Consider the following 24,678-nt stretch of genomic DNA (forward strand, 5'->3'; position numbering starts at 1 on the left):
CTCCTAGTCCCGGTCCGGGGCGCCGAGCGGGAAATAGGCGCGGAACGGCCGCGCCTCCTCCACCGCCCGGGCGAAGGACGGCCGTCGCAGCAGCCGGGCGCGATAGGCCGACAGGGCCTCGAACCGCTCGGGGATTCCATGGGTCCAGTCGGCGTAGAACAGGGACGGCGCCGCGGCGCAGTCGGCCAGGGTGAAGGTCTCGCCCGCCGCCCAGGTCCGGTCCTTCATCCGCTGGTCCAGCCAGGCGTAGATCGTGTCCAGCATCCGGCCGGCCTCCTCGACGCCGTGCGGGTCGCGGCGGTCGGCCGGGCGCAGGGCGTCGAAGACGAATTTGCCCTGGGGCGTCATGACATAGTTGTCGAACACCCGATCCATCATCCGCACCTCAACGGCCAGGTCGGGATCATCGGGGATCAGGCGCGTCGGCCCCGGATGACGGACCTGCAGGTATTCGATGATGCTGGTGGCCTCCAGCACCACACGGTCCCTCTCGCGCAGGATCGGAAACCGCTTCATCGGCCACAGGGCGGCCAGCTCCTCGGCCACTCCCGGGTCTTCCAGCATACGGTAGGTGAAGGGGATGTCGTTTTCATAGAAGGCGATCAGCGCCTTCTGGCAATAGGAGGAGAAGGGATGGGCGAACAGTTCGAGGGTCATGACATGGCCCTCGGCTCATGCCCTTCGATCAGGGCGACCAGGTTGTCGACATGCCAGGCGGTGCCGTGTTCGCGGCCCTGGACCGCCTCCTGCCCGCCGCTGAAATAGACGCCCTGCTCGGTGTGAAGCAGGCGGGTTCCCGTCCCTTCGGGCCGCAGTTCGATCGTCTGCAGTGAGACCGACAGCTTTTCGGCGTCGTGGAACAGGTCATAGACCAGCACGATCCGCTCGTTCTGGATGATGTCGTGATAGACGGCCTGGAAGTCGGACTCCATGCCGCTGGGCCAGCGGGCGTGAAACCGCTCCTTGCCGCCGACGCGGAAGTCGAAATCCCGGCTCAGGGTCACGATGTCGCTGGGCGCCTTGAACCAGGCCATCTTGGCTTCAAGACTGCTGTAGGCGGCGAAGACCCGCGCGGGCGGGGCCTTCAGCACCCGCTCGATGGTGAAGGTGGCGTATGTAACGGTCACGTCTGGGTCTCCTCCGGATCGGTCTTGGCCAGATAGGCCTCGAGCTGGTCGTACTGCTGCTCCCAGAAGCGCTTGCGTTCGGCGATCCAGCGCTCGACCTGGGTCATGGCCTGGATTTCCAGGGCGCAGGTGCGCACCCGGCCGACTTTTTCGCTCCGCACCAACCCCGCCGCCTCCAGCACCTTCAGATGCTGGGCCACGGCCGACAGGGTCATGGGCAGGGGCCGGGCCAGATCGCTGACCGAGGCCGGACCCTGGCTCAACCGCTCGACCATGGCGCGCCGTCCGGGATCGGACAGGGCCTGGAAGGCGAGGTCGAGGGGCGCGGGTTGATACTGTAGCATTGACTTAAGTATCTACACGGACGCCCTGGCGGTCAAGGCCTGGATCTCAGCAAGATCGGTCGAGCGCGCGACCGCGCCATGCGGCAGTCTGGGGAAACCACGGGCGGATGAGGATGATGACGGCGATCGACCGATACCAGGCGCGGATGAAGAGGGCGCTGGACCATATCGACCAGCATCTGGATGGCGATCTGGACCTGGACGCGGTCAGCGGCGTCGCGGCCTTTTCCAAATTCCATTTCCATCGCCAGTTCACGGCGACCTTCGGCGTCTCCCTGCATCGCTATGTCCAGCTGGCGCGCCTGAGGCGGGCCTCAAAACGGCTGGCCGGCGAAGGGGCCAGGATCACCGACATCGCCCTGGAGGCCGGCTACGAGACGCCCGACGCCTTCGCCCGCGCCTTCCGCCAGCGGTTCGACCAGTCGCCGTCGGACTTTCGCAAATCCCCCGACTGGGCGCCGTGGCTGCGCGCCCTTCAGCCCTTCAACAGCGCCAGGAGCCGGCTCATGCCCACCACCTTCATGCCCGATCAGGTCGCCTTGCGCGAGGTCGCCGCCACCCGCGTCGCCGTCTTCGAACACCATGGCGATCCGGCGACCCTGGAGGCCACCATCCAGAGGTTCATCGCCTGGCGAAAGGCCGCCGGTTTCTCGCCTCGCACCCACCCGACCTTCAACATCTGGCATTCCGAGCGCCGTCCGGCGAACCCGGCGGACTACCGCATGGATCTGTGCATTGGGCTGGGCGAGGGCGACCGGATCGAGGACGACGACGAAACGGTCCGGGCCGGGCTGATCCCCGGCGGGCGCTGTGCGGTCCTGCGCGTAACCGGCGACACCCATAATCTGGAGCCGGCGGCCCTCTATCTGTATCGCGACTGGCTGCCGTCCAGCGGCGAGGAGATGCGGGACTTCCCCATCTACTGCCAGCGCTTCTTCCTGGACGAGCCCGAACTGGGGACCGCGGCGGAGCTTTTCCTGCCGTTGAAGTGAGGCTGGTTGGTGGAGACAGAGAGGGCGCGAAAACCGGCGACGCGCCCCCGTCCCTTGGCGGCCGTTACTGAAGGTTGACGTCGGTCACACCGCCCGCGTCGGGCAGGGTCCTGGTGATGTTGGCCTTGGCGATCTCGAAGGCGAATTTCAGCAGGCCGCCGTCGCTGACCCAGACCCGGCCGTCCCCGGCGTCGAACCGCAGGATGGTCAGATGGGGATCGTCCTTGCCGTTCGGATACCAGGCGGCCAGGACCGGGTTCCAGTGGCGGTCGATGATCGTCCGGTCGTGGCCGTGCACCGACAGGTCGCCGTGGATGCAGGCCCAGACCTTCTGGTCCTTGGATCCATAGTGGAACATCGCGCTCTGGCCCGAACCGACGGCCGCGTCACGGGCCAGGTCGGCGTCGTCGCGGGTGAAGAACCAGATGGTCCCGGTCTCCGCCTCGCGGAAGGCGGTCATGGGCTGGGCGTGATAGCCGGGCTGGTCCAGGCCCAAAAGGCCGGTGTTGGAACTCTTCAGACTGTCCCAGAAGGCTTTTTCGGCCTCGGCGGCCGTCAGGGTCTTGTCGCCCATGTCGATCTCTCCTCGCGGCTCGGGTTCGCCCGGTCAAACCACGAGACGGCGGGCGGGGTTCCGTCGCCGGCGCCCCGCCGCGTGCAAAGGCCTCAGCTCGTGGGGAAGCCCCGCACCTTCAGCAGGGCCGCCACGTCCGGGTCGCGGCCCCGGAACCGGCGATAGGCTTCGGCCCGATCGGACGAATTGCCCTCGGCCAGGATGATGGCCTTGTAGCGGCCGGCGATGTCCGGATTGAAGACGTCCCCGGACTCCTCGAAATAGGCCCAGGTGTCGGCGTCCATCACCTCGGACCAAAGGTAGGAATAATAGCCCGCCGAATAGCTGTCGGACGTGAACAGGTGATTGAACTGCGGCAGGCGGTGCCGCATCACGATCTCCTTCGGCATGCCGTATCGGGCCAGGCTTTCGCGTTCGAAGGCGTCGATGTCGGTCGGCGGGGTCGCGCGGGTGTGCAGGTCCATGTCCACCAGGGCCGAGGACAGATAGCTGACCGTCGCATAGCCCTGGTTGAAGGTGGCGGCCGCTTCGATCTTGTCGACCAGGGCCTGGGACATCGGCCGGCCCGTCCCGACATGCTTCATGAAGCCGTCCAGGATGGGCCGCGACAGCACCCAGTGCTCGTGCACCTGCGACGGATATTCGACATAGTCGCGCGGCGTGCCGTCCAGGGCCGGATAGACGACCTTTGACGCGAAGGAGTGCAGGGCGTGGCCGAATTCGTGGAACAGGGTCTCGGCGTCGTCCAGCGAGATCAGGACCGGTCCGTCCTCGGCCTTGATGAAGTTGTTGTTGTTGGAAGCCAGCACGTTCTCGTCGCCGTCGTAAGTCGAGTGCGAGCGATAGGTCGTCTTCCAGGCGCCCGACCGCTTGCCGGCGCGGGCGTAGTCGTCGGCGTAATAGAGCCCGGCGTGGCGACCGTGATCCTTGACCTCATAGACAACGACGTCGGGATGGAAGACCGGCACGGTCCCAGGCGCCAGCTTCTCGAAGGTGAAGCCGTACAGCCGCTCGGCCATGTAGAAGCTGCCGGCGCGCACGTTGTTCAGCTCGAAATACGGCTTCAGCTCGTTCTGATCGAGATCGTATTTGGCCTTGCGGACCTTCTCGGCGAAATAGAGGTAGTCCCAGGGTTCGATATCGAACCCGGCGATGGCGCGCATGTCGGCCACCTCCTCGGCGACCCGCGCCTTGGCCGGCGCCCAGACGCGGTTCATCAGATCCATGGCCGCGGCCGGGGTCCGGGCCATGGTGTCCTGCATCCGCCACTCGGCGTGGTTGGCGAAGCCCAGCAGACGGGCCCGCTGGGCGCGCAGTGCCACGATCTCCGCGATCACGGCGTTGGTGTCGTTGGCGTCGCCGTTGTCGCCGCGGTTGACGAATTTGCGCCAGACGTCTTCGCGCAGGGCGCGGTCGTCGGCGAAGCTCAGCACCGGATCGACGCTGGAGCGGGTGTTGACGATGGCCCAGCCCTGCAGGTTGCGGCGGCGTGCGGCGCCGGCCGCGGCGGCCTTCACATCGTCCGGCACGCCCGCCAGACGGCCCTGGTCGGCGACCAGAATCCAGGCGTTCTCGTCCGCCACCACCTTCTGGCCGAAGCTGGTGAAGGCGTGGGACAGGGCGGTGTTGATGCGGCCCAGCTCGGCCTTGCCGGCGGCGTCCAGGGCGGCGCCGTTGCGGATGAAGGCGTCGCGGCGGCGCGTGGCCAGCCGGGCCTGTTCGGCGTTCAGTCCCATGGCGGCGGCGTTGTCGGCCACCTGGCGGACGCGTTCGAACAGCCGGGCGTTGAAGTTGATCTCGTCGCCGGCGGCGGCCAGCAGGGGCGAGACCTCGCGGTCGACCGCCTGATAGTCGTCCGACCCGATGTTGGAGGTCATGACCCCGAACAGGGCCCGGGCCCGGTCCAGCGGCTCGCCCGCCATCTGCAGGGCCACCAGGGTGTTGGCGAAGGTCGCCGGCGCCGGATTGTCGGCGATGGCGGCGATCTCGGCCCGTTGCAACTCGATGCCTTCCACGATGGCCTCGCGCAGCTTGGCCGCCGTCACCCGGTCCCAGGGCGGAACCCCGCCATAGGGGCCGGTCCAGGGCTGCAGCAGTTCGGCCCGCGGCGTCTGTGCCGGCAGGACGGCGCGGGCTTCGGCCGCCTGGGCTGCCAACATGTCGCCCCCGCCCCAGCCGCCGGTCTCGGCTCCGGCCGTGGCGCAGCCGGTCAGGGCGAACAGGCTTCCGCCCGCGATCAGGAGGTGGCGACGATGCATGGGCGGATCCTTCGAACAGCGGGGCTTTCGGACTACCCTAGCGCCGTGCGGTCGCGCCGTCACCGAGGCGCCGATGTCGCACGGCGATTGAACCGGAGGGCCGACCTCTCTAAAGCCCCACGCCATGGCGATAGGCGTTTTCGACTCCGGCGTGGGCGGACTGACGGTCCACCGCGAACTGACCCGACGGTTTCCCGACCGGGACTTCGTCTATCTGGCCGACCAGGCCAACGCTCCCTATGGCGGGCGTGGCGGGGAGGAGATCGTCGACCTGACGCGCGAAGGATGCGAGCGGCTGTTCGAGGCCGGCGCCTCGGTCATCGTCCTGGCCTGCAACACCGCCAGCGCCATCGCCCTGCGCCGGCTGCAGCAGACCTGGGCGCCCCAGGCGCGCGAGCGTTTCGGCCGGCCGCTGAACGTCCTGGGCATCATCGTGCCGACCATAGAGGCGGCGACCGGCCTGCCCTGGACCTATGAGGCCGACCGGTCCGGCGAGAAGATCGAGGCGATCGAGGTGACCGGGGTCTTCTGCACCGCCGCCACGGCCATGAGCCGGGTCTATGAGATCGAGATCGACAAGCGGCGCGAGGACCTGGCGGTCTTTTCCGAGGCCTGCCCCGGCCTGGCGGGTCTGATCGAACTGGGCGCCACGACCGAGGAGCTGAAGGTTGTGGTCGACGAACATGTCGACGCCCTGCGCCGCCGCATCGGCCGTCATCCGGACAAGGCCATCCTGGGCTGCACCCACTATCAGATCGTCGCCGACCTGTTCGCGGACGCCCTGCCCGAAGGCACGCCGGTGATCCACCAGCCGACCGCCGTGGCCGACGCCCTGGACCGCTATTTCGCGCGCCATCCGGAATATGATCTGGGCGCCGGCGGCCGGCGCGACTTCCTGACCACCGGAACTCCCGGCCCCCAGACCGACCGGGTCAGCCAGTTCTGGGGCGCGCCCCTGACCTTCTCCGCGGCTTGACGAGCAGCCTTCGGCCGGCGCTCATACGCCCCGGAGGCGCTGTCCAATGATCCGCTATTTTCTGGCCGCGGCCGCCGTGCTGGCGGCCACGTCTGCCGACGCCGAGGTGGTTGCCCGCGGCGAGAACGGCTTCACCCTGAAATTCGCGGTCGAGGCCGAGATCGACCCCGCCGACATTCCCGGCGCGTTTCAGGCCCTGCCGCAGTGGTGGCAGGCCTCCCATACCTATTCCGGCGACGCCGCCAATCTCAGCCTCGACCTGTCGCCCGGCGGTTGCTGGTGCGAGACGCTGCCCGACAATCCGGCCTTCGACCACGGCCGCACGGTCGAGGTCGCCGAGGATCACATCACCTTCGACGCCCCCTTTGGTCCCCTGCGCGGCAAGGCGACGAAAGCCGAGCTGACGGTCACCTGGCCGCCGGCCAGCCGGGGCTGGACGCCGACCTGGACCTTCGTGGTCGAGGGGCCGGGCCTGGGGGCCCTGGCCGACGCGGTCGATGGGGTGATGGGCGCCGGCTTCCAGCGCTGGATGCATTTTCTGGAATATGGCGCGGCGCCCGGCGCCTGAACTCAGCCCGCCAGGACCTCGGACGAGGCCACGACCTTCGACGCGGCATGAACCACGGCGCCGATGCGCAGGGCGGCCTGGATCTGGGTGTTGGCCACGCCGTGCTTGCGCAACTCGCCTTCGTGGGCGTCCAGGCAGGCGCCGCAGCCGTTGATGGCCGAGACCGCCGTGCACCACAGTTCGAAATCCAACTTGTCCACGCCGGGATTGGCGATGACGTTCATCCGCAGCCGGGCCGGCAGGGTGGCGTATTCCTGGTTCTTCATCAGGTGCAGCGAGCGGTAGTAAATGTTGTTCATGCCCATGATCGCGGCGGCGGCGCGGGCCGCGTCGGCGGCTTCGGGCGACAGGCCGGCGGCTGAAGCCGCGGTCTCGATCTGGCGCACCACGGCGGGGGTCCCGACCGCATGGGCCGAAGCCAGGAAACAGCCCCACTTCTGCTGGTCGTTCAGCACCGTCTCGCCGGCCAGGGACGACAGGTTCAGGGAGATGTCCTTGGCGTAGGACGGGATCAGGTCGCGCAGGGCGTCGATGGACATGGTGTTTCCTTGGTTGGGCCTACCGCTCACGCCGCGGGCGTTCGCTGCTTGAGGCCGTTTGGGCCTACCGCTCCCGCCACGTGCGCCGCATGAGGCCGTGTTGAGGGTAAAAAAGTAAAGAGCGGCGGCGAGGCCCGCCGCCGCTCCTCGATGTCGATCCTGGCGGGCGCCTCAGGCGGCCATCAGGGTCTCGCCGCCGACCGGGCGGTTGCAGGCGCACAGTTCGTCGGTCTGCAGGGCGTCGATGACGCGCAGGGTGTCGGCCGGGGCGCGGCCCACGTTCAGGTTGGTCACATAGACGTGCTGGACCACATTGTGCGGGTCCACGACGAAGGTGGCGCGCAGGGCGACGCCCTCGGCCTCGTCCAGGATGCCCAGGTCGCGGGCGAATTTGCCGCCGTTGTCGGCGAACTGCCAGATCGGCAGCTTGTCCAGGTCGGCGTGGTCGCGGCGCCAGGCCAGCTTGGTGAACTCATTGTCGGTCGAGCCGCCCAGGACGACGGTGTCGCGGTCCTCGAAGTCGCGGCCCAGACGGGCGAATTCGGCGATCTCGGTCGGGCAGACGAAGGTGAAGTCCTTCGGATAGAAGAAGATGACCTTCCACTTGCCGGGGAAACTGTCCTTGGTGACGGCCTCGAAGGCCGACTGGCCGTTCTCTTCGTGGCTGTTGAAGCCCGGCTTGACGCCGATGATCTTGAAGTCAGGCAGAATCTGGCCGACGCCCAGCATGTGGATCTCCATGGTCTCGATACGGAATGGTGCGGAGGGGGGAGCCTGCCGCCCGATGGCAAATGGCCCTTCGCAACTGCGAAGTCAAATAGGCCGAACGTCGCATTTCCATAAACTTATCTTATGGAATCCGGGGCGCTGTCGGTGCTCGATCTTCATAAATAATATTGTTGCCAAATCCAAAGTTTATCGATTTGCCTTTAGGGCTGCCCGGCATAGGCTCATTCTCTCGATCCCCAGCAAGAGAGATCAGTCATATGGACGGAAACGCCGGCGGCCCCTCGCCCCTCAACGACCCCCGTAAGGAACCCGCAGCCCTGCGCTCGCTGCTGGGCCGGACCAATCGCGACTGGTGGCCCAACCACCTGTCGATGGACATCCTGCATCAGCAGGGCAAGACCGGCGACCCGATGGGTGACGACTTCGACTATGCCGAAGCCTTCCGCTCGCTGGACTATGACGGGCTAAAGCGCGACCTGCGCGACCTGATGACCGACAGCCAGCCGTGGTGGCCGGCGGACTACGGCCACTACGGCCCCTTCTTCATCCGCATGGCCTGGCACAGCGCCGGCACCTATCGCATCGGCGACGGCCGCGGCGGGGCCGGCGCGGGCCAGCAGCGGTTCGCCCCACTGAACTCCTGGCCGGACAACGGCAACCTGGACAAGGCGCGCCGCCTGCTGTGGCCGATCAAGCAGAAATACGGCGCGGCGATCAGCTGGGCCGACCTGATGATCCTGGCGGGCAATGTCGCCATCGAATCGATGGGCGGACCGGTGTTCGGCTTCGGCGGCGGCCGGGCCGACGTCTGGGAGCCGGAAAAGGACGTCTACTGGGGCACCGAGGAACAGTGGGTCGGCCAGGAAGGTAACGAGACCCGTATCCAGCCCGACAAGGGCATGGTCCTGGAAAGCCCCCTGGCCGCCATCCAGATGGGATTGATCTATGTGAACCCGGAAGGTCCGGGCGGCATTCCCGATGCCCTGCAGTCGGCCCGCGACATCCGCGAGACCTTCTCGCGCATGGGCATGACCGATGAGGAAACGGCGGCCCTGACCGCCGGCGGCCACACCTTCGGCAAGGCCCACGGGGCGGGCGACGCGTCCAAGGTCGGCTCCGCGCCCGAAGGCGCCGATATCGCCCAGCAGGGCCTGGGCTGGCAGTCGGGCCACGAGAGCGGGGTCGGCGACCACGCCATCACCTCGGGCCTTGAGGGCGCCTGGACCCCCACGCCCACGACCTGGGACATGACCTTCTTCGACATGCTGCTGGACCACGAATACGAACTGGTCCGAAGCCCGGCCGGGGCCAAGCAATGGCAGCCGGTGGGCAATCCGGCCGACACCCAGGCGCCGGCGGCCCATACGCCGGGCAAACGCGTCCCGACCATGATGACCACCGCGGACATGGCGCTGAAGGTCGATCCGGGCTTCCGCGCCGTCATGGAGAAATTCCGCGCCGACCCGGCCTATTTCGCCGACGCCTTCGCCCGCGCCTGGTTCAAGCTGTGCCACCGCGACATGGGCCCCAAGGCCCGCTACCTGGGTCCCGAGGTTCCGGGCGAGGATCTGATCTGGCAGGACCCGATCCCGCCGCACCAGGGGCCGCTGATCGGCGCCGGCGACATCCGGGCGCTGAAGGACCGGATCGCCGCCTCCGGCCTGACGGTCGCCGAACTGGTTTCCACCGCCTGGGCCGCCGCCGTCACCTATCGCGGGTCGGACCACCGGGGCGGCGCCAACGGCGGACGGCTGCGGCTGGAGCCCCAGCGCAGCTGGGAGGTCAATGAGCCCAAACGCCTGGCGCGGGTGATGAAGGTCTATGAGGACATCAAGGCGGCCTCGGGCCTGAATGTCTCCATCGCCGACCTGATCGTCCTGGGCGGTTCGGTCGGGGTGGAGCAGGCCGCCCGGGCCGCCGGGCGGTCGATCGAGGTTCCCTTCACCCCCGGCCGGACCGACGCCAGCCAGGAACAGACCGACATCGACGGCTTCTCGGTGCTGGAGCCCAAGGCTGACGGCTTCCGCAACTATCTGTCCGTGCGCTTCAATGTACCGACCGAGGAGCTGCTGGTTGATCGCGCCCAGCTGCTGGGGCTGACGGCGCCGGAGATGACGGTGCTGGTCGGCGGTCTGCGCGTCATGGGCGCCAACCACGGCGGCTCGACCCATGGGGTCCTGACCGATCGCCCGGGCCAGCTGACCAACGACTTTTTCGTCAACCTGCTGGACATGAAGACCGGCTGGAAGGAGGTCGATGACCGGGGCGACGAGGTCTTCCTGGGCTCCGACCGCATCACTGGCGAGGAACTCTGGACGGCGACCCGCACCGACCTGGTGTTCGGCTCCAACTCCCAGTTGCGGGCACTGGCCGAGGTCTACGCCTCGGCGGACGCGGGCGACAAATTCGTCGCCGACTTTGTCCGCGCCTGGGTCAAGGTGATGAACGCCGACCGCTACGACCTGCCGCGACAGGCCCGAAAGGCCGCCTGATCGAGGTTGACGCCCAACGGAAAGGCCCGGTCCTGCGACCGGGCCTTTTCTGTTTCCGGGGGGGAGCGCCGTCGAGGCGCCGCGACGTCAAAGCAAAAGGCCGACCTTGCGGCCGGCCCTTTCGAGCTTCGACTGGAGCGGGCGAGGCGATTCGAACGCCCGACCCTCACCTTGGCAAGGTGATGCTCTACCCCTGAGCTACGCCCGCGCTCTCAGTCGAGGGCGGGCGTATACCGGACCCGCGCGGACCCCTGCAAGCCCCTGCGCAAGAAATTGTGCGCATCGCGCTCAAGTCGCGAGCGACCGCGTCGCGAGCATAGCGCCACAAAGCCTGCTGATCGCCGCTGGCGATCAGCGAGGAGCGAGACGGATCGCGCCGTCCAGACGGATGCATTCGCCGTTGATATAGGTGTTCTCGGCCAGGTGCAGGGCCAGGGCCGCATAGTCGGCCGGCGTGCCCAGGCGTTTGGGGAAGGGGATCATGGCGGCCAGGGCGTCCTGAACCTTCTGGTCCATGCCGGCCATCATCGGCGTCCACATGATGCCGGGCAGGATGGTGTTGACCCGCACCCCCTCGCTCATCAGGTCGCGCGCCATCGGCAGGGTCATGGCGTAGACCCCGCCCTTGGACGCCGAATAGGCCGCCTGGCCGATCTGGCCGTCCTGGGCCGCGACGCTGGCGGTATTGACGATCAGGCCGCGCTCGCCGTCGTCCATCGGGTCCAGGGTGACCATGCCCGCGGCCGACTGGCTGGCCACGCGGAAGGTTCCGAACAGGTTGACGCGGATGGTGCGCTCGAACTGGGCCATGTCATGGGCCTTGATCTCGCCGGTGTCCTTCTTGCGGCTGACGGTCTTCATGCCGGTGGCGATGCCCGCACAGTTGATGCAAAGACGCTCCTGACCATGGGTGGCGCGGGCCTTCTCGAAGGCGGCGGCCACCGAGGCGTCGTCGGTCACATCGACCTTGCAGAAGACGCCGCCGATCTCCTTGGCGATGGCCTCGCCCCGCTCTTCGTTCAGGTCGAACAGGGCCACCTTGACCCCCTTCGCCGCCAGGGCGCGCGCCGTGCCCTCGCCGAGCCCTGAGGCCCCGCCCGTCACCACCGCCGCGATCGACCCGTCGAGTTTCATGGCCGGAGCCCCTATATCTGTGTGAACCTGAAGTCTGTCGCGGGATTTAGCGGCCATGACCGCCAAAGCCAAACCCCATCCGGCCCAAGAGGCCATCGATCCGAAAAAGGCCCTGGTTCCCTCGGTCCAGAGGGTCAACGAGCGGCGGGTCTCGCGCGGCTTCTGGCCCAAGATCAGCCGGACGGCGGCGCGCATCCCCTTCGCCGACCAGGTTCTGGCGGTCTGGTACGCCGCGCGCGATCCCGAGACGCCGACGGCGGCCAAGGGGATCATGCTGGGGGCCCTGGCCTATTTCGTCATGCCGGTGGACGCCATTCCCGATGTCTTCGCCGGCATCGGCTTCACCGACGACGCGGCGGTGATCGCCGCCCTGATCGCCACCCTGAGCGCCAATATCCGCAAGCGGCACCGCGACCAGGCGGCCCAGGCGCTGGAGCGGCTGAAGGCTCAGTAGGCGCGGCGCGCCTCCTCGCGCGTCTGCGGTCCGACCGTCTGGTTCGAGCGGATCCAGCCGACGATGGAATAGCGGAAACGCGGCGCGAAGCTGGCCACCTGGGTCACCGCATGGCGCGTCGGCACCGAGAACAGGTTCAGGGCGTTGAAGGCCGGGACCCAGCCATGCTCGACATGGCCGTCCGGCCCGTAGAACAGCAGGTTCCCGCCCCAGTCGGCGCGCCAGTCGCGGCTGAAATTCAGCACATAGCCGTAAAGCCGGTTCTTGCCCGCCGAGACGTCATTGTGCGCCGTCAGCACATGGCCGGGGCGATAGCGGCTGGCCTGGGCGTCGGCCAGATCGACGCGATCGTCGCCGGTCAGGGCGCGGACGAAGTCCAGAAAGGGCGGACTGTTCAGAAAGGCGTGGACGGCGTCGGCGGCGTCCTGCGGCCCGTCCTCGTGCTCGGGACCCAGGCGACGGTTGTCGAAGATATACTGGGTCAGGGGGCTGGCGCCGTCGACGGCCGCCTCGTCCAGCCAGGCCTGTTTCTGCGGATCGGCCGCCCGGGTTCCGTCCAGGGGCAGTTCGAAGAAGGCGCCGCCCGCCGCCACCGTGGTCTTCCAGCGCGTCTCGGCCTCAAGGGCCTCGGCCACGGCCTCGGCCGCCGCGGCCGTCAGTATGGCGGGGACATGGATGCGCCGGGTCTCGGCGAAGGCGGCCTTCAGCGCCGGACGGTCCAGGCCAGGGTTCAGGGCGATGAGCGGCCGGCTCACGGCTGGCCAGCCTCGGGCGGATTGACGCGCCACCAGCCGGTGATCGAATAGCGCGGCGCCCCGGCGAAGGGCGCGACCATGGACACCGCGTGCAGGGCCGGGACGCGGAAGACGTTCAGGGTATCGAACTGGGGGGTGAAGGTCTCGGTCACCCGGCCCTGGTCGTCCATGAACATCAGAAGACCGCCCCATTCGGCCCGCCAGACCGGCGAGACGTTCAGCACATAGGCGTAGAGACGGCCCGCCCCCTCGTGCTCGTCCGTATGGCCGTTCAGGAAGTGGCCGGGCAGATAGCGGGTGGCCTGGGCGTCAGCATAGGCGATGCGGTCGTCCCCGGTCAGCCGCCGGGCGAAGTCCAGCCATTCCGGCCCGTTGAACCAGGCGTGCAGATCATAGAGGGGCTGGGGCACAGCCAGCCCCATGCCCCGCGCCTGACCCAGGCGCAGACGATCGAAGATGAACTGGAAGCCGTCGGTCGCTTCCTGGTGCGCCATGCCGACCAGCCGGGCCTGTTCCTCCAACGGCTCGTTCTCGAACACCGCGACCGGCACGTCGGCGTTGTAGGGATTGCGGATGGCCCGGTTCCAGACCATGGCCGGATCGGTCATGGCGGCGTGCACGGCGCCGGACCCCTGGCCCAGAATCCCATGCAGCCGCACCCGGCCGGCGCCGGCCAGCCGTTCGGCGGCGGCGGTCAGGTCCAGGTCGGGGGCGATGCGGAAGCTCATGCCGGGTCGTCCACCGTGACCACGATCTTGCCCAGGGCCTGGCGGTCGCCCAGGGCCTGAATGGCCTCGGCCGCCCGTTCGAACGGGAAGGTGCGGCTGACGCGGGGGCGAATGCGGCCCTCGGCATAAAGGCCCATCAGTTCGGCCATGTTCTGGGCGTGGGCGGCCGGGTCGCGCATCACCGCCGCGCCCCAGAAGACGCCGATCACCGACACCGACTTCAACAGAGTCAGGTTCAGCGGCAGGGACGGGATGCCCGCCGGGAAGCCGACCACCAGATAGCGGCCGTTCCAGTCCATGGCCCTGAGCGCCGGCTCGCAGTAGTCGCCGCCGACAGCGTCATAGACCACATCGGCGCCGTCCCGGCCGGTGGCCAGCTTCAACTCGCCCGACAGGGTCTTCTGGGCCGCCTTGTCCATCGGGCCGGTGGGATAGATCAGGCCGTTGTCGGCTCCCAGGTCCAGGGCGAACTCGACCTTTTCGTTGGTCGAGGCGGCGGCCACGACCCGCGCGCCCATGGCCTTGCCCAGCTCGACCGCCGCCGCGCCGACGCCGCCGGCGGCGCCCAGGACCAGCAAGGTCTCGCCAGGCTTCAGCTGGGCCCGATCCTTCAGGGCGTAGTAGCTGGTGCCATAGGTCATCACCAGGGCGGCGGCCTCTTCGAACGACATGGCGTCGGGCATCCTGATGACGCTCTGGGCCGGGACGGCGATGCGTTCGACCAGGCCGCCCCAGCCGGGCACGGCGATGACGCGGTCGCCCTTCTTCAGCCCCTTGACCCCTTCACCCAGGGCGTCGATCACCCCCGCCACCTCGGCGCCCGGGGCGAAGGGCCGTTCGGGCCTGAACTGGTATTTGTCCTCGATGATCAGGGTGTCGGGGAAGTTGATCCCCACCGCCTTGACCTCGATCACCACCTGGCCCGGCTGGGGCGTCGGATCCAGCACCTCTTCCAGCGCCAGGGTTTCGGGACCGCCGGGGGTCTTGGACAGGATGGCGCGCATGAGGGACCGCTCGTTCGCAAGAGGGGACATGGCGTCCCGGATCGGGGAACGCTAATCAGGCCCCGGTCCGTTTGCAAAGAGGCCGAACGGACGATTCGGGAGACGACGACATGGGCCGACCCGCCCTGATCCTGCACGGCGGCGCCGGGGCCCGGCGGGGTGTCGACTATGACCCCCAGGTCGCCCACATGCGCCAGGTGGTCGAAACGATGAAGCCCCGCCTGATGGACGGCCTGCCCGCCGCCGACGCCGTGGTCGAGGCGGTGGTCATGCTAGAGGACTCCGGCCTCTATGTCTCCGGACGGGGCGCTTCGCCCAACGCCGCCGGGGCCTATGAACTGGACGCCAGCCTGATGGTCGGTCCCGATGGCCGCGCTGGCGCCGTCGCGGCCCTGCAGGGCTTTCGCAATCCGATCCTGGCGGCGCGCGCGGTGATGGAAGAGACGCCGCACGTCCTGCTGGCCGGCGAGGGCGCGGCCCTGTTCGCGGCCGAACAGGGACTGGACGCCATCGGCGACGAGGCGGCCTGGTTCACCCATGCGGGCCAGGGCGACGACAACCATCCGCCCGGAACCCTGGCCCACGGCACGGTCGGCTGCTGCGTGCTGGACACCGAAGGGCGGCTGGCGGCGGCCACCTCGACCGCCGGCGTCTTCGGAAAGATGGCCGGGCGGGTCGGCGACAGCCCCCTGCCCGGCGCCGGGGTCTGGGCCGACGACCGGGTGGCGGCCTCGGCCACCGGCCAGGGCGAATATTTCATCCGCGTCGCCGCCTGCGCCCAGACGGCCTGGCGCGTGGCGGCCGGAGCGTCGCTGGACCAGGCGGCGCGGGCCGTGGTCGATCAGATCGGCGCCCTGGGGGGCGACGGCGGCCTGATCGCCCTGGACGCCGACGGCCAGATCGCCGACCCCTATAACAGCCAGGGCATGAAGCGGGCCTGGATGACGGTCGAGGGCCAGATCGGCGTCGATGTCTTCGGACGTTGAAGCGCAGGCGAAGGGAGGCGCGCACGGCATGAGGCGACTGGCGATCCTGGGCGCGGGCGGCCATGGCCGGGTCGTGGCCGATGCGGCCGAGGCCGCCGGCTGGACCGTGCCGGGCCTGTTCGACGACCAGTCGCCGCCCGGCGACCATCCCTGGCCGATCCTGGGCGACAGCGACGCCCTGTTCGCACGGCTGGCGGAATTCGACGGGGTCGTCGCGGCCGTCGGGGACAATGGGCTGAGGCTGGAACGGACACTGAAGCTGGCGGCGCGCGGTGCGGCCCTGGCGAGCGTGGTCCATCCCACGGCCTGGGTCAGTCCGCGGGCGCGGCTGGCCGGCGGGACGGTGGTCCTGGCCGGGGCGGTGGTCGGGACCGGGGCGCGGCTGGGGCGGGCCGTGATCGTCAATACGGGCGCCAGCGTCGATCATGACGCCGTCCTGGGCGACGGGGTCCATGTGGCGCCCGGCGCGCGGCTGGCGGGCGGGGTGACGGTCGGGGATCGCGCCTGGATCGGGTTGGGCGCCGTGGTGCGCGAGGGGCTGATGATCGGCGAGGGCGCGCGCGTCGGGGCCGGCGCCGTGGTGATCCGGCCGGTGGAGACGGGACAGACGGTGGTCGGGGTTCCCGCGCAACCGATGCGGGGCGGCGGATGCTGAACGGCCCCTTTTCGCCCTGGCCTGATTATTCGCCCGAGGAGGCGCGGGCCGTCGCCGAGGTCCTGGCGTCCAACCGGGTCAACTACTGGACGGGAGAGCTGGGCCGCACCTTCGAGCGCCGGTTCGCCGACTGGGTTGGGACGAAACACGCCGTCGCCCTGTCCAACGGAACGGCGGCGCTGGACGCCTGTTTGGCCGCCCTGAAGATCGGGCCGGGGGACGAGGTGATCACCACCCCGCGCACCTTCGTCGCCTCGGCCGCCTGTATCGCCATGGCCGGCGCCCGGCCGGTGTTCGCCGATGTCGATGCGGACACACAAGGGCTGTCGGCCGAGACGATCCGGGCGGTGTTAGCGCCGCGCACGCGGGCGGTGATCTGCGTCCACCTGGGCGGGACGCCGTGCGACATGGACCCGATCCTGGCCCTGGCCGACCAGCACGGCTTCAAGGTGATCGAGGACTGCGCGCAGGCGCATGGCGCGCGCTATCGCGGGCGCAGTGTCGGCGCCCTGGGGCATATCGCGGCCTGGTCCTTCTGCCAGGACAAGATCATGACCACCGGCGGCGAAGGCGGCATGGTCACCACCGACGATCCTGACCTGTGGGACGCCGTCTGGTCGTGGAAGGACCACGGCAAGACCTGGCAGGCGGTGCACGACCGCGACCATCCGCCGGGTCCGCGCCTGGTTCACGACCGGCTGGGAACCAATGCCCGGATGCTGGAGATGCAGGCGGCCATCGGCCTGATCCAGCTGGACCGGATGGCCGACTGGACCGCGCGGCGCGCCGATAACGCCGCGCGCATCCTGGAGGCCTGCGGCCGATGGCCGGCCCTGCGCGTCCCGGCCGCGCCGGCCGATGCGGCGCCGGCCTGGTATCGGGCCTACGCCTTCGTGGTTCCGGAAAGGCTGAAGCCCGGCTGGGACCGCGAGGGGATCATCGCGGCGATCCAGGCGCGGGGCGTTCCCTGCCTGCACGGCTCGGCGCCCGAGGTCTATCTGGAGCGGGCCTTCGAGGGGGCGGGCCGCCCGGCCGGGCGTCTGCCGGTGGCGCGGCGCCTGGGAGAGACCGGCCTGTGCTTCCTGGTCCACCCGACTCTGACGGAGGCCGAGATCGACCGGACCCGCGCCGCCATCAACGCCGTGATGGACGAGGCCTCCCTCTGAACGAAAAAGGCCCCGGTGAACCGGGGCCTTTCGCGTCGTGTTCCGGACCGATCAGTTCCGGTTGCCGCCCATGAAGCGCAGCAGGAAGAGGAACAGGTTCAGGAAGTCGATGAACAGGTTCAGGGCGCCATAGCTGGTGGCCACGGCCATGCCGGCCTGGTTCCCGCCCAGGGCGTAGTAGGTCATCTTCAGCTTCTGGGTGTCATAGGCGATCAGGCCCGAGAAGATCAGCACGCCCGCGCCGGAGATGATCCAGTACAGGGCGCTGGAGGCCAGGAAGATGTTGACCACCGAGGCGATGATCAGGCCGATCACCGCCATGATCAGGAAGGTGCCGATCGGCGACAGGTCGCGCTTGGTCGTATAGCCGAACAGGCTCAAGCCGCCGAAGGCCGCCGCCGTGACGAAGAAGGTCTGGGCGATGCCCGCGCCGGTGTAGATCAGGAAGATCCAGCCCAGGGAGGCGCCCATGGTCGCCACCACGGCCCAGTACAGCAGGCTGGCCCCGCGCGGCGACGGATTGCGCATGAAGAACATCGAGCCGAACAGCATGACCAGCGGCGACCACTGCAGCGCCATGCCCAGCAGGGTCAGGCTGAGCCGGCCGTCGGCCGTGGTGGTGTAGAGATACTGCTGGACCGCCGGGACATTGCCCGTCACCCAGGCCAGGGCGCCCGCCAGGACCAGGCCCAGGGCCAGCTTGTTGTAGACGCCCAGCATGAAGGCGCGCAGCCCGGTGTCGACCGACATGTCCAGGCTGGCCGGCGCGGTGCGGGCGTAGTCGTTTCTGAAATCGCTCATCGCGCGTCTCGTCTCCCGATGGCGAACGGTCCGCCGTCCGCCTTTGCCGTCGAATATCGGGGCGGCGGCCCGGCGGCGCAAGAGAATCCGCCCTTTCCGGACCTGATCGGTCCCGCTACCAACGGTCGCATGATCCGCCTGTTCGCCGCCATCGCCATCCCACCCGATGTCGCCGAGACCCTGAACCGGCGCCAATCGGGCCTGCCTGGCGCGAAATGGCGTCCGGCCGAGGCCCTGCACGTCACCCTGGCCTTCTACGGCGAGATGGACGAGCGCCGGGCCGACGAGGTCGCCTCGGAACTGTCGCGGGCGGGCGGCGGGCCGTTCGAGATCGAACTGAGCGGCGTCGGCGCCTTCGGCGAGGGCCACCGCACCCACGCCGTCTGGGCCGGGGTGGCGCCGAACGACCGGCTGGACGTCCTGGCCGGGCGATGCCGGGCGGCGGGCGAACGGGCCGGGCTGAAGCTGGAGAAGCGCGCCTACCGCCCGCACGTCACCCTGGCCTATCTGAAGCCCCAGGCCGACCCGGCGCGGATCGCCGCCTGGATCCAGGGCCACAACCTGCTGCGCTCGCCGCCGATCCGGGTGGACCGGTTCGGCCTCTATTCCAGCGTCCTGACCCACGACGGCAGCCATTACGCGCTTGAACGGGAGTATCCTCTATGACCGGCGGCCCCGTAACGGATGGTCCAGTGATCGAGACGGCGCGGCTGATCCTGCGCCCGACGCGGATGGAGGATTTCCCGCGCTGGGCCGAGGCCATGGCCGACTCCTCCGCCCGCTTCATCGGCGGCCCCATGCCGCCCGAGATCGCCTGGCGCGGCCTGATGACGATGGCGGGGGCCTGGACCCTGACCGGCGTCGCCATGTTCAGCCTGGTCGAGAAATCCAGCGGCCTCTGGATGGGCCGGATCGGGCCGTGGCGGCCGCACGGCTGGCCCGGCAACGAGGTCGGCTGGGGCGTCCATCCGGACGCGGCGGGCAAGGGCTATGCGCTGGAGGCGGCGGTTGCGGCCCTGGACTACGCCTTCGACGTCCTGGGCTGGGACGAGGTGATCCACTGCATCGATCCGGAGAACGTCCCGTCCCAGAAGCTGGCGCGGAAACTGGGCTCGCGCGTCCTGGGCATGACCCGATGCCCGCCCCCCTATGACCAGATCGAAGCCGAGAAATGGGGGCAGTCCCGCGCCGACTGGGCGATCAACCGCACCCGTCTGTCGATCTAGACCACGCCCCGCGCGCGCAGGGCCGCGACGTCCAGGCCCAGGGCGCCCAGGATCGCCTCGGCGTCCTGGCCCAGGGCCGGGGGCGGAACCGGATGGACACAGGGCCGTCCGTCCATCCGGATGGGCGAGGCGACTGTGCGGATCGGGGCGGCCAGGTCGGGCCGGCTCTGCTCCACCGTCAGGCCGCGATGAACCGCCTGGGGCTCGGCGAAGACCTGGTCCACCGTATTGACCGGTCCGCACGGCACGCCCGCCGCCTCCAGCGCGCTCATCAGCCCGGCCATGGTGAAACGCTCCGTCTCCTGGGCCAGCAGGGGCGTCAGGGCCTCGCGGTTCTCGACCCTCTGGGCGTTGGCGGCGAAGCGGGGGTCGGTCCCCAGTTCGGCCCGGCCCAGGGCGCCGCACAGGGCCCGAAACTGGCCGTCGTTGCCGACCGCCACCACCACCGCCCCGTCGGAACAGGCGAAGGGCTGATAGGGCGACAGGTTCGGATGGGCGTTGCCCAGGCGTCGCGGCGTCCGGCCGCTGACGAACCAGTTGGTCGCCTGGTTGGCCAGCATCGCCGCCTGGACGTCGAACAGGGCGATGTCCAGGTGCGCGCCCCTGCCCGTCGCCCGCGCCTGCATCAAAGCGGCCAGGATGGCGTTGGACGCATAGAGGCCGGTGAACAGATCGACCACCGCCACTCCTACCTTCATCGGCTCGGCCCCCGGCGCGCCGTCCGGCTGGCCCGTGATCGACATCAGCCCGCCCATGGCCTGGATCATGTAGTCGTAACCGGCGCGGTGCGCGTCAGGTCCGTCCTGGCCGAAGCCGGTGATCGAGCAATAGACCAGGGCCGGATTGACCGCCGACAGGGCCGCGTAGTCCAGACCGTATTTCTTCAGACCGCCGACCTTGAAATTCTCGACCACCACATGGCTGTCGGCGGCCAGGCGGCGGATGATCTCGGCGCCCTCGGCCTGGGCCATGTCCAGGGTCACCGACCGCTTGCCCCGGTTGGCGGCGAAGAAATAGGCCGCGTCCCCGCACCCGCCGTCCGCGGCCTCGGCGAAGGGCGGCCCCCACAGGCGGGTGTCGTCGCCGGCGCCCGGCCGCTCGATCTTGATCACCTCGGCCCCCAGATCGGCCAGAGCCTGGGTCGCCCAGGGGCCGGCGAGAACCCGCGACAGGTCCAGGACGCGGACGCCGTCAAGCGGGCGGGGGGTGGCTGTGTCGCTCATGGCCCTGACCTAGCCGGTCGTGACGCCGGCCGGAAGTGTCAGTCGGCCAGGTCGACCGGCAGGGTCTGGCTGGCCAGCAGGGTCTTCATGCCCAGCCAGTGATCCTGGCCCTGACGCGCCACCCAGTCACGCACCATGTCGCGGCCCAGTCCATAGTTGATCACATAGCTGCGATAGGTCTCGATGAAGCTCAGCCGCTGGATCGCCCGCGCCCGGTCGGCCAGGCCGTATTTCTGGATCCGCTCCAGCGTCTCCTCGCGCCCCACCCGGCCGGACAGGAAGTCGTCGGCGATGGTGTATTCCGCCGGTTTCAGCCGGTCGGCCAAGGCCACCAGCCGCCCGCCGTCCTCGGCCGTCGCCGGGTCCAGCCCCGCCAGGGGATACAGCACCCGCGCCTCGTATTCGGTCCGCTCATGGCCGGGGAAGGCCAGGTCGATACCGTAGTTGGCGCTGCCTTCCGCGATCAGGCTCATCGGCGAGAACAGCGGATAGACGCTCATCTCCACCCAGCCCCGGTCACGCACGAAGGCCTGCTCCAGAAGGGCGTTGTAAACGTGGTGTCCCGGATAGCCCTCGTGGCAGCCCAGATCGACCGCCCGGTCGATATAGATGGGCAGGTCGGTGTTGATCTGGATCAGGCTCTCGGCGTCGCCCTTGTAATAATTATACCCGGACCAGGGCTTGTCGGTGACGAACTCCAGGGTGAAGCGCTCGTTGTCCGGCAGGGCGATGCGCCGGGCCGTGCGGGCGCGGCATTCGGCGATGGCCGTCCGCATCACCGCATCCAGCCGGTCCTTGGGAATGACGTAGTGGGCGCGCATGGCGGTGATCCGCTCGCCCAGGGGGCCCTCGCCAGGAACCAGGGTCTCCAGCTCGGCCAGAACCGGATCGAAGCTTTCCAGCGGCGGCAGGTCCGGCCGCACCCCGAACAGGGCCTCGGCCTCGTCGGCGAAGCCCATGACCTGGCCCGAGATCATCCGCAGTCGCGCCGCCGCGGCCGAGACATGGGCCAGCAGATATTTCTTCCTCTGACGCTCCATCGCGTCCAGGTCGGCGTCGGGCGCCCCCGCGATCCGGTCGGACAGGGCGGCCGCCGCCTGGGTCAGGTCGGCGACCGACCGGGGGTTGGCCTTGGCCGCCGCCAGCCATTCCGGCGGTCCGTAATAGGCGTCGACATAGCCGTCCTCATGCTCGCCGATCTCCAGGATCAGGGCCACATAGTCGCGCGCGGCGGCGTCCAGGGTCCGGGCCGCCTCGCTCGGCGCAGGCGCAGGCTGGGCGGCGGCCGCCCCGCCCCAGAACAGCAACAGGATCGACAGGACCAGGGCGCGCATCGGCCTCTCCACGGACGGGGGTCGGTTGGGGTCGCGAAGCTAGGGCGCCGTGAGGGCTGCGCCAAGCGCCGTCCTGGCGCGCAGGGGATTGAGGCCGCCCCGCCCATGCTGTAGAGCCCTTGCTCCGCCCCGCACGGCGGTCCGCACCCGTAGCTCAGCTGGATAGAGCGTTGCCCTCCGAAGGCTGATGTCAAGCGGAACGATTGTGAGAAGGAGTTCGAAAAACACTTGAAATACAGCACTTTGAGAGCACCGAGGTTGGCGCTTTCAACTCTAAGATTTTTCGCGTAAGCACCGCGTAAGCATAATGCACCCGTAGCTCAGCTGGATAGAGCGCCACCCTCCGAAGGTGGAGGCCACACGTTCGAATCGTGTCGGGTGCGCCACATACCGCCGTTCGCCGCCGTATCCTGCTCTAACGTCGCCGGGAGTACGCCAGCGCAGCGGATACGGCGGCCGATAGCGGCATGCAGTTCGAGTCATCGCTGTGGCGGCCCTATTGGGTAGCGCGAGTCGCTAGTAGCCCGGCATCGTCTGAACACCGAGTTGCTGGACGAACAGCAGGCTGTCTGCGTTGCCCCAATATTCGACGATGCAGCCATCTTCTGTGCGTAGGCTGTCGGTGCCGGTGAAGGTCACCGCGCGGCCGATCGCTTCGGGTGGACTGCCGGGAAAGCCGCCACGATAGCAGCCCCGCGCGCGCCAGCGCACCGCCATCAGGTTGCCCTGGGTGATCGGCCCCAGCTCGTAGGTGAAGGCGAGCTCGTCGAGCAATTCGTGAATGCCTGAGATCCAGGCTTCGAGCGCCGTACGTCCCCGAATGAGGTCATCGCCCGATCCGGTCATAGGCGCGGCATGGGCGACGAAGTCGTCGGCGATGATCTCGCGTCCCAGCGCCAGATCCCCGTTCCAAAGCAGCCGCCAGCGTTCGGCAAGCGTGACGAGAGTGGTTTCGGACATGGTGCTCAACGCCCCAGCCGATCGGCGAGCCAGTCGCAGATCAGCTCCATGCCGATGGTCGGATTGTCGATCTGGCAATGCGCGGCCCCGGTCTCTTCGGGCGAAAACCATTTGATCGTCACGTCGACGCCCGCCGCCTTGGCTTCTGCATATACGCTCTCGGCGTTGTGGGTGCCGAAGCTGTCGAGCTCACCCGCCACGATTAGGAAGGGACAGGCTATATCCTTGACCACGCCTTCGAGATCGAACGGCTCGGTGACGGTGACCAACTCCTCCATGTCACGCGCGCCGAACACCCAGCGCGAGAGCACTGCCGTCATGCTGTTGGGCTGCGCCAACAGCGCTTGCGCCGACTTTGCCACCTTCCACTGCGCCGCGTCTGAGACGGCGCAGGCCACGCGATGCTCGCGCGCGGCGGCGCGGGTGACGTAATAGCCCCCCAGGCTCGCGCCGTAGACCCCGATCCGACCGGGATCGACATCATCGCGGCCAAGCAGCCAATCGATGCAGGCCCCCACCGGCACCTCGGTGTCCGGTCGCGCGGTGATTCCCTCCCGACGCAGCGTTCCACCCTGTCCGGGAAGGTCGACCAGCAGCAGCGAGAGGCCGCGGGCGAGCGCATAGCGCTCCATCTCCTGGATCAGCTCGTCCTTATATTCGTCGAGGCCGCCGAAGGCGATCACCGCCGGGCGGCGCCCTTCGCCCGGTGCGATCAGGAAATAGGCGTCGAGATGTGTGCCATCTTCATAGGGGATGCGCGCGATCTCGCCGGCCGGCTCGAACAAGGTGAGCGCGCGCTGCGAGCAGGCCTCGATCCGGTCGAATGTCGAAAGGCGCCGGGGATCGGCCGGGTCGAGGAAGAATTCGGCGGTTCGAAAATAGTTGGCCGCGCGGATCCAGTTGGCACGGGCAGTCAGGCGATGACCGGCGGCCTCGGCCGCTTCGGCGCGCGAAACGGAGCGTTCCGCCGGCGTGAGCCAGGACTCGTGCCAGCCATCGCGATCGCCCGACTGGATGCGGCCCGCCGTCTGGAAGCACTCGCCGACCGTGCTCGCGCCGTCCTGCGCGGCGGCCAGGATGCGGACGAACTGGGCCGAGAACTCCTCGTCTTCGGGCCACTGCTTCCAGCCGTCCGGGGCGTAGCCACCGCCGGTGGCGGTGAGCACGGGCTTCGCCATCGCGTTCACTCCGGCCTGCTGCTACCGGAGTAGGACTTGAGGCCCTGCACCAGCTTGGCGAGCGCTGGGTCGCTTTCGAACCGCTCCTTGTGGATCGCCTTGATCTGGTCGGGGATGGTTGGGTCCTCCTCGTCGGTGACGTCGAACGAGACCATGTCGACCACCAGCGGCAGGCCGATCTCGTCCACCTTCCGGTGGATCGGCGAATGCATGTAGGTCTTGTAGTCGTCGATGTTCTTGACGACGAAGGTGGCGCCATAGTCGAAGTCACCGCCGATATCGCGGCCGACGCAGTAAGTCTGAATGACCGGAATCTCGGTGCCCATCTTGTGTAACTGCTTGAGCACGGGATCGAGTTGCTCCGGCGTCACGCTCTCCTTCAACTGGAAGCGGATCGAATGAAAAATCATGACTGCGTACTCCGGCGATTGATCTTGAACCGTAAACGTCGCGAGAGCGGATGGGATCGATAGGC

At 68.6% G+C, this 24,678-nt stretch carries 27 protein-coding genes and 2 tRNA genes; 11 read left to right on the top strand and 18 right to left on the bottom strand.

Going from position 1 to position 24,678, the window contains the following annotated elements; genetic code table 11:
• Positions 1 to 3 precede the first annotated feature (3 nt).
• Genes KF910_RS11300 through KF910_RS11310 form a run of 3 tightly spaced genes read right to left on the bottom strand, consistent with a single transcriptional unit; the run spans position 4 to position 1,471 of the window.
• Complete coding sequence (locus KF910_RS11300; RefSeq protein WP_292262938.1) at positions 4 to 657, bottom strand: glutathione S-transferase family protein; 654 nt, start codon at positions 655 to 657, stop codon at positions 4 to 6.
• A complete protein-coding gene (locus tag KF910_RS11305) occupies positions 654 to 1,127 on the bottom strand; it encodes an SRPBCC family protein (RefSeq protein ID WP_292262940.1) in 474 nt (157 codons plus the stop codon). The genes KF910_RS11300 and KF910_RS11305 overlap by 4 nt, the downstream gene beginning before the upstream one ends.
• A complete protein-coding gene (locus KF910_RS11310) occupies positions 1,124 to 1,471 on the bottom strand; it encodes an ArsR/SmtB family transcription factor (RefSeq protein WP_292262942.1) in 348 nt (115 codons plus the stop codon). The genes KF910_RS11305 and KF910_RS11310 overlap by 4 nt, the downstream gene beginning before the upstream one ends.
• 116 nt (positions 1,472 to 1,587) lie before the next feature.
• On the opposite strand from KF910_RS11310, the gene KF910_RS11315 reads away from it, so the two are divergent.
• Complete coding sequence (locus KF910_RS11315; protein ID WP_292262945.1) at positions 1,588 to 2,463, top strand: AraC family transcriptional regulator; 876 nt, start codon at positions 1,588 to 1,590, stop codon at positions 2,461 to 2,463.
• 64 nt (positions 2,464 to 2,527) lie between these two features.
• Here the strand turns inward: KF910_RS11315 and KF910_RS11320 are convergent, their stop codons facing one another.
• Together KF910_RS11320 and KF910_RS11325 are read right to left on the bottom strand one after the other, a co-directional pair.
• Positions 2,528 to 3,037: a pyridoxamine 5'-phosphate oxidase family protein gene (locus KF910_RS11320; RefSeq protein WP_292262947.1), complete on the bottom strand. Its 510-nt coding sequence runs from the start codon at positions 3,035 to 3,037 to the stop codon at positions 2,528 to 2,530.
• Between the two features lie 92 nt (positions 3,038 to 3,129).
• A complete protein-coding gene (locus tag KF910_RS11325) occupies positions 3,130 to 5,295 on the bottom strand; it encodes a M3 family metallopeptidase (RefSeq protein ID WP_292262949.1) in 2,166 nt (721 codons plus the stop codon).
• Positions 5,296 to 5,419: 124 nt separating this feature from the next.
• Between KF910_RS11325 and KF910_RS11330 the strand changes: the two genes are divergently transcribed.
• On the top strand, positions 5,420 to 6,271 hold the full coding sequence (locus KF910_RS11330) for a glutamate racemase (protein ID WP_292262951.1): 852 nt from the start codon (positions 5,420 to 5,422) through the stop codon (positions 6,269 to 6,271).
• 46 nt (positions 6,272 to 6,317) lie between these two features.
• Positions 6,318 to 6,839 carry a hypothetical protein gene (locus tag KF910_RS11335; protein ID WP_292262953.1) on the top strand — a complete coding sequence of 174 codons (522 nt, stop codon included), beginning with the start codon at positions 6,318 to 6,320 and terminating at the stop codon, positions 6,837 to 6,839.
• A gap of 2 nt (positions 6,840 to 6,841) precedes the next feature.
• Here the strand turns inward: KF910_RS11335 and KF910_RS11340 are convergent, their stop codons facing one another.
• Both KF910_RS11340 and KF910_RS11345 read right to left on the bottom strand, forming a co-directional pair.
• Positions 6,842 to 7,378, bottom strand: a complete 537-nt coding sequence (locus tag KF910_RS11340) for a carboxymuconolactone decarboxylase family protein (protein WP_292262955.1) — start codon at positions 7,376 to 7,378, stop codon at positions 6,842 to 6,844.
• Positions 7,379 to 7,549: 171 nt separating this feature from the next.
• A complete protein-coding gene (locus KF910_RS11345) occupies positions 7,550 to 8,107 on the bottom strand; it encodes a peroxiredoxin (RefSeq protein ID WP_416354704.1) in 558 nt (185 codons plus the stop codon).
• Positions 8,108 to 8,364: 257 nt separating this feature from the next.
• Here KF910_RS11345 and katG point away from each other — a divergent pair, with 257 nt between their 5' ends.
• Positions 8,365 to 10,599, top strand: coding sequence for a catalase/peroxidase HPI (katG, locus tag KF910_RS11350; RefSeq protein WP_292262958.1), 2,235 nt, complete (start codon positions 8,365 to 8,367; stop codon positions 10,597 to 10,599).
• Between the two features lie 133 nt (positions 10,600 to 10,732).
• Here the strand turns inward: katG and KF910_RS11355 are convergent.
• Together KF910_RS11355 and KF910_RS11360 are read right to left on the bottom strand one after the other, a co-directional pair.
• Positions 10,733 to 10,807: transfer RNA gene (locus KF910_RS11355), tRNA-Gly, on the bottom strand.
• A 143-nt stretch (positions 10,808 to 10,950) separates the two neighbouring features.
• Positions 10,951 to 11,733 carry an SDR family oxidoreductase gene (locus tag KF910_RS11360; RefSeq protein ID WP_292262960.1) on the bottom strand — a complete coding sequence of 261 codons (783 nt, stop codon included), beginning with the start codon at positions 11,731 to 11,733 and terminating at the stop codon, positions 10,951 to 10,953.
• Positions 11,734 to 11,788: 55 nt separating this feature from the next.
• Here KF910_RS11360 and KF910_RS11365 point away from each other — a divergent pair, with 55 nt between their 5' ends.
• Positions 11,789 to 12,187 (top strand): YkvA family protein, encoded by a 399-nt coding sequence (locus KF910_RS11365; protein WP_292262962.1) that lies wholly within the window; start codon positions 11,789 to 11,791, stop codon positions 12,185 to 12,187.
• Here the strand turns inward: KF910_RS11365 and KF910_RS11370 are convergent.
• Genes KF910_RS11370 through KF910_RS11380 form a run of 3 tightly spaced genes read right to left on the bottom strand, consistent with a single transcriptional unit; the run spans position 12,181 to position 14,674 of the window.
• A complete protein-coding gene (locus KF910_RS11370) occupies positions 12,181 to 12,942 on the bottom strand; it encodes a 2OG-Fe(II) oxygenase (protein ID WP_292262964.1) in 762 nt (253 codons plus the stop codon). The genes KF910_RS11365 and KF910_RS11370 overlap by 7 nt on opposite strands.
• The gene (locus KF910_RS11375; protein WP_292262966.1) at positions 12,939 to 13,670 is read right to left on the bottom strand and encodes a 2OG-Fe(II) oxygenase; all 732 of its coding nucleotides are present in this window, start codon (positions 13,668 to 13,670) and stop codon (positions 12,939 to 12,941) included. Before KF910_RS11375 ends, KF910_RS11370 begins: the two co-directional genes overlap by 4 nt.
• Positions 13,667 to 14,674 carry an NADPH:quinone oxidoreductase family protein gene (locus KF910_RS11380; RefSeq protein ID WP_292262968.1) on the bottom strand — a complete coding sequence of 336 codons (1,008 nt, stop codon included), beginning with the start codon at positions 14,672 to 14,674 and terminating at the stop codon, positions 13,667 to 13,669. The genes KF910_RS11375 and KF910_RS11380 overlap by 4 nt, the downstream gene beginning before the upstream one ends.
• A 110-nt stretch (positions 14,675 to 14,784) precedes the next feature.
• Here KF910_RS11380 and KF910_RS11385 point away from each other — a divergent pair, with 110 nt between their 5' ends.
• From KF910_RS11385 to KF910_RS11395, 3 genes are read left to right on the top strand one after another with little or no spacing between them, the layout of a single operon-like run.
• Positions 14,785 to 15,660, top strand: a complete 876-nt coding sequence (locus KF910_RS11385) for an isoaspartyl peptidase/L-asparaginase family protein (protein WP_292262970.1) — start codon at positions 14,785 to 14,787, stop codon at positions 15,658 to 15,660.
• A 28-nt stretch (positions 15,661 to 15,688) separates the two neighbouring features.
• Positions 15,689 to 16,315 carry an acetyltransferase gene (locus tag KF910_RS11390; protein ID WP_292262971.1) on the top strand — a complete coding sequence of 209 codons (627 nt, stop codon included), beginning with the start codon at positions 15,689 to 15,691 and terminating at the stop codon, positions 16,313 to 16,315.
• Positions 16,309 to 17,481, top strand: a complete 1,173-nt coding sequence (locus KF910_RS11395) for a DegT/DnrJ/EryC1/StrS family aminotransferase (RefSeq protein ID WP_292262973.1) — start codon at positions 16,309 to 16,311, stop codon at positions 17,479 to 17,481. Before KF910_RS11390 ends, KF910_RS11395 begins: the two co-directional genes overlap by 7 nt.
• A gap of 51 nt (positions 17,482 to 17,532) precedes the next feature.
• Here KF910_RS11395 and KF910_RS11400 read toward each other — a convergent pair whose 3' ends face one another.
• A complete protein-coding gene (locus KF910_RS11400; RefSeq protein WP_292262975.1) occupies positions 17,533 to 18,282 on the bottom strand; it encodes a Bax inhibitor-1/YccA family protein in 750 nt (249 codons plus the stop codon).
• Positions 18,283 to 18,411: 129 nt separating this feature from the next.
• Here KF910_RS11400 and thpR point away from each other — a divergent pair, with 129 nt between their 5' ends.
• The gene (gene thpR, locus KF910_RS11405) at positions 18,412 to 18,948 is read left to right on the top strand and encodes an RNA 2',3'-cyclic phosphodiesterase (protein WP_292262977.1); all 537 of its coding nucleotides are present in this window, start codon (positions 18,412 to 18,414) and stop codon (positions 18,946 to 18,948) included.
• A complete protein-coding gene (locus tag KF910_RS11410) occupies positions 18,945 to 19,508 on the top strand; it encodes a GNAT family N-acetyltransferase (RefSeq protein WP_292262979.1) in 564 nt (187 codons plus the stop codon). The genes thpR and KF910_RS11410 overlap by 4 nt, the downstream gene beginning before the upstream one ends.
• On the opposite strand, the gene KF910_RS11415 is transcribed toward KF910_RS11410, so the two are convergent.
• Together KF910_RS11415 and KF910_RS11420 are read right to left on the bottom strand one after the other, a co-directional pair.
• A complete protein-coding gene (locus KF910_RS11415) occupies positions 19,505 to 20,731 on the bottom strand; it encodes a CaiB/BaiF CoA transferase family protein (protein ID WP_292262981.1) in 1,227 nt (408 codons plus the stop codon). The genes KF910_RS11410 and KF910_RS11415 overlap by 4 nt on opposite strands.
• 38 nt (positions 20,732 to 20,769) lie before the next feature.
• Positions 20,770 to 22,065: a hypothetical protein gene (locus KF910_RS11420; protein WP_292262983.1), complete on the bottom strand. Its 1,296-nt coding sequence runs from the start codon at positions 22,063 to 22,065 to the stop codon at positions 20,770 to 20,772.
• 309 nt (positions 22,066 to 22,374) lie between these two features.
• Between KF910_RS11420 and KF910_RS11425 the strand changes: the two genes are divergently transcribed.
• Positions 22,375 to 22,451: transfer RNA gene (locus tag KF910_RS11425), tRNA-Arg, on the top strand.
• A gap of 130 nt (positions 22,452 to 22,581) precedes the next feature.
• Here KF910_RS11425 and KF910_RS11430 read toward each other — a convergent pair.
• From KF910_RS11430 to KF910_RS11440, 3 genes are read right to left on the bottom strand one after another with little or no spacing between them, the layout of a single operon-like run.
• Complete coding sequence (locus KF910_RS11430; protein WP_165080825.1) at positions 22,582 to 23,025, bottom strand: ester cyclase; 444 nt, start codon at positions 23,023 to 23,025, stop codon at positions 22,582 to 22,584.
• Between the two features lie 5 nt (positions 23,026 to 23,030).
• Complete coding sequence (locus tag KF910_RS11435) at positions 23,031 to 24,203, bottom strand: alpha/beta hydrolase family protein (RefSeq protein ID WP_099957397.1); 1,173 nt, start codon at positions 24,201 to 24,203, stop codon at positions 23,031 to 23,033.
• Between the two features lie 5 nt (positions 24,204 to 24,208).
• On the bottom strand, positions 24,209 to 24,613 hold the full coding sequence (locus KF910_RS11440) for a Dabb family protein (RefSeq protein WP_099957398.1): 405 nt from the start codon (positions 24,611 to 24,613) through the stop codon (positions 24,209 to 24,211).
• Between the last annotated feature and the right edge of the window lie 65 nt (positions 24,614 to 24,678).

It is taken from the genome of Brevundimonas sp. (assembly GCF_019636155.1).
Lineage (GTDB): Bacteria > Pseudomonadota > Alphaproteobacteria > Caulobacterales > Caulobacteraceae > Brevundimonas.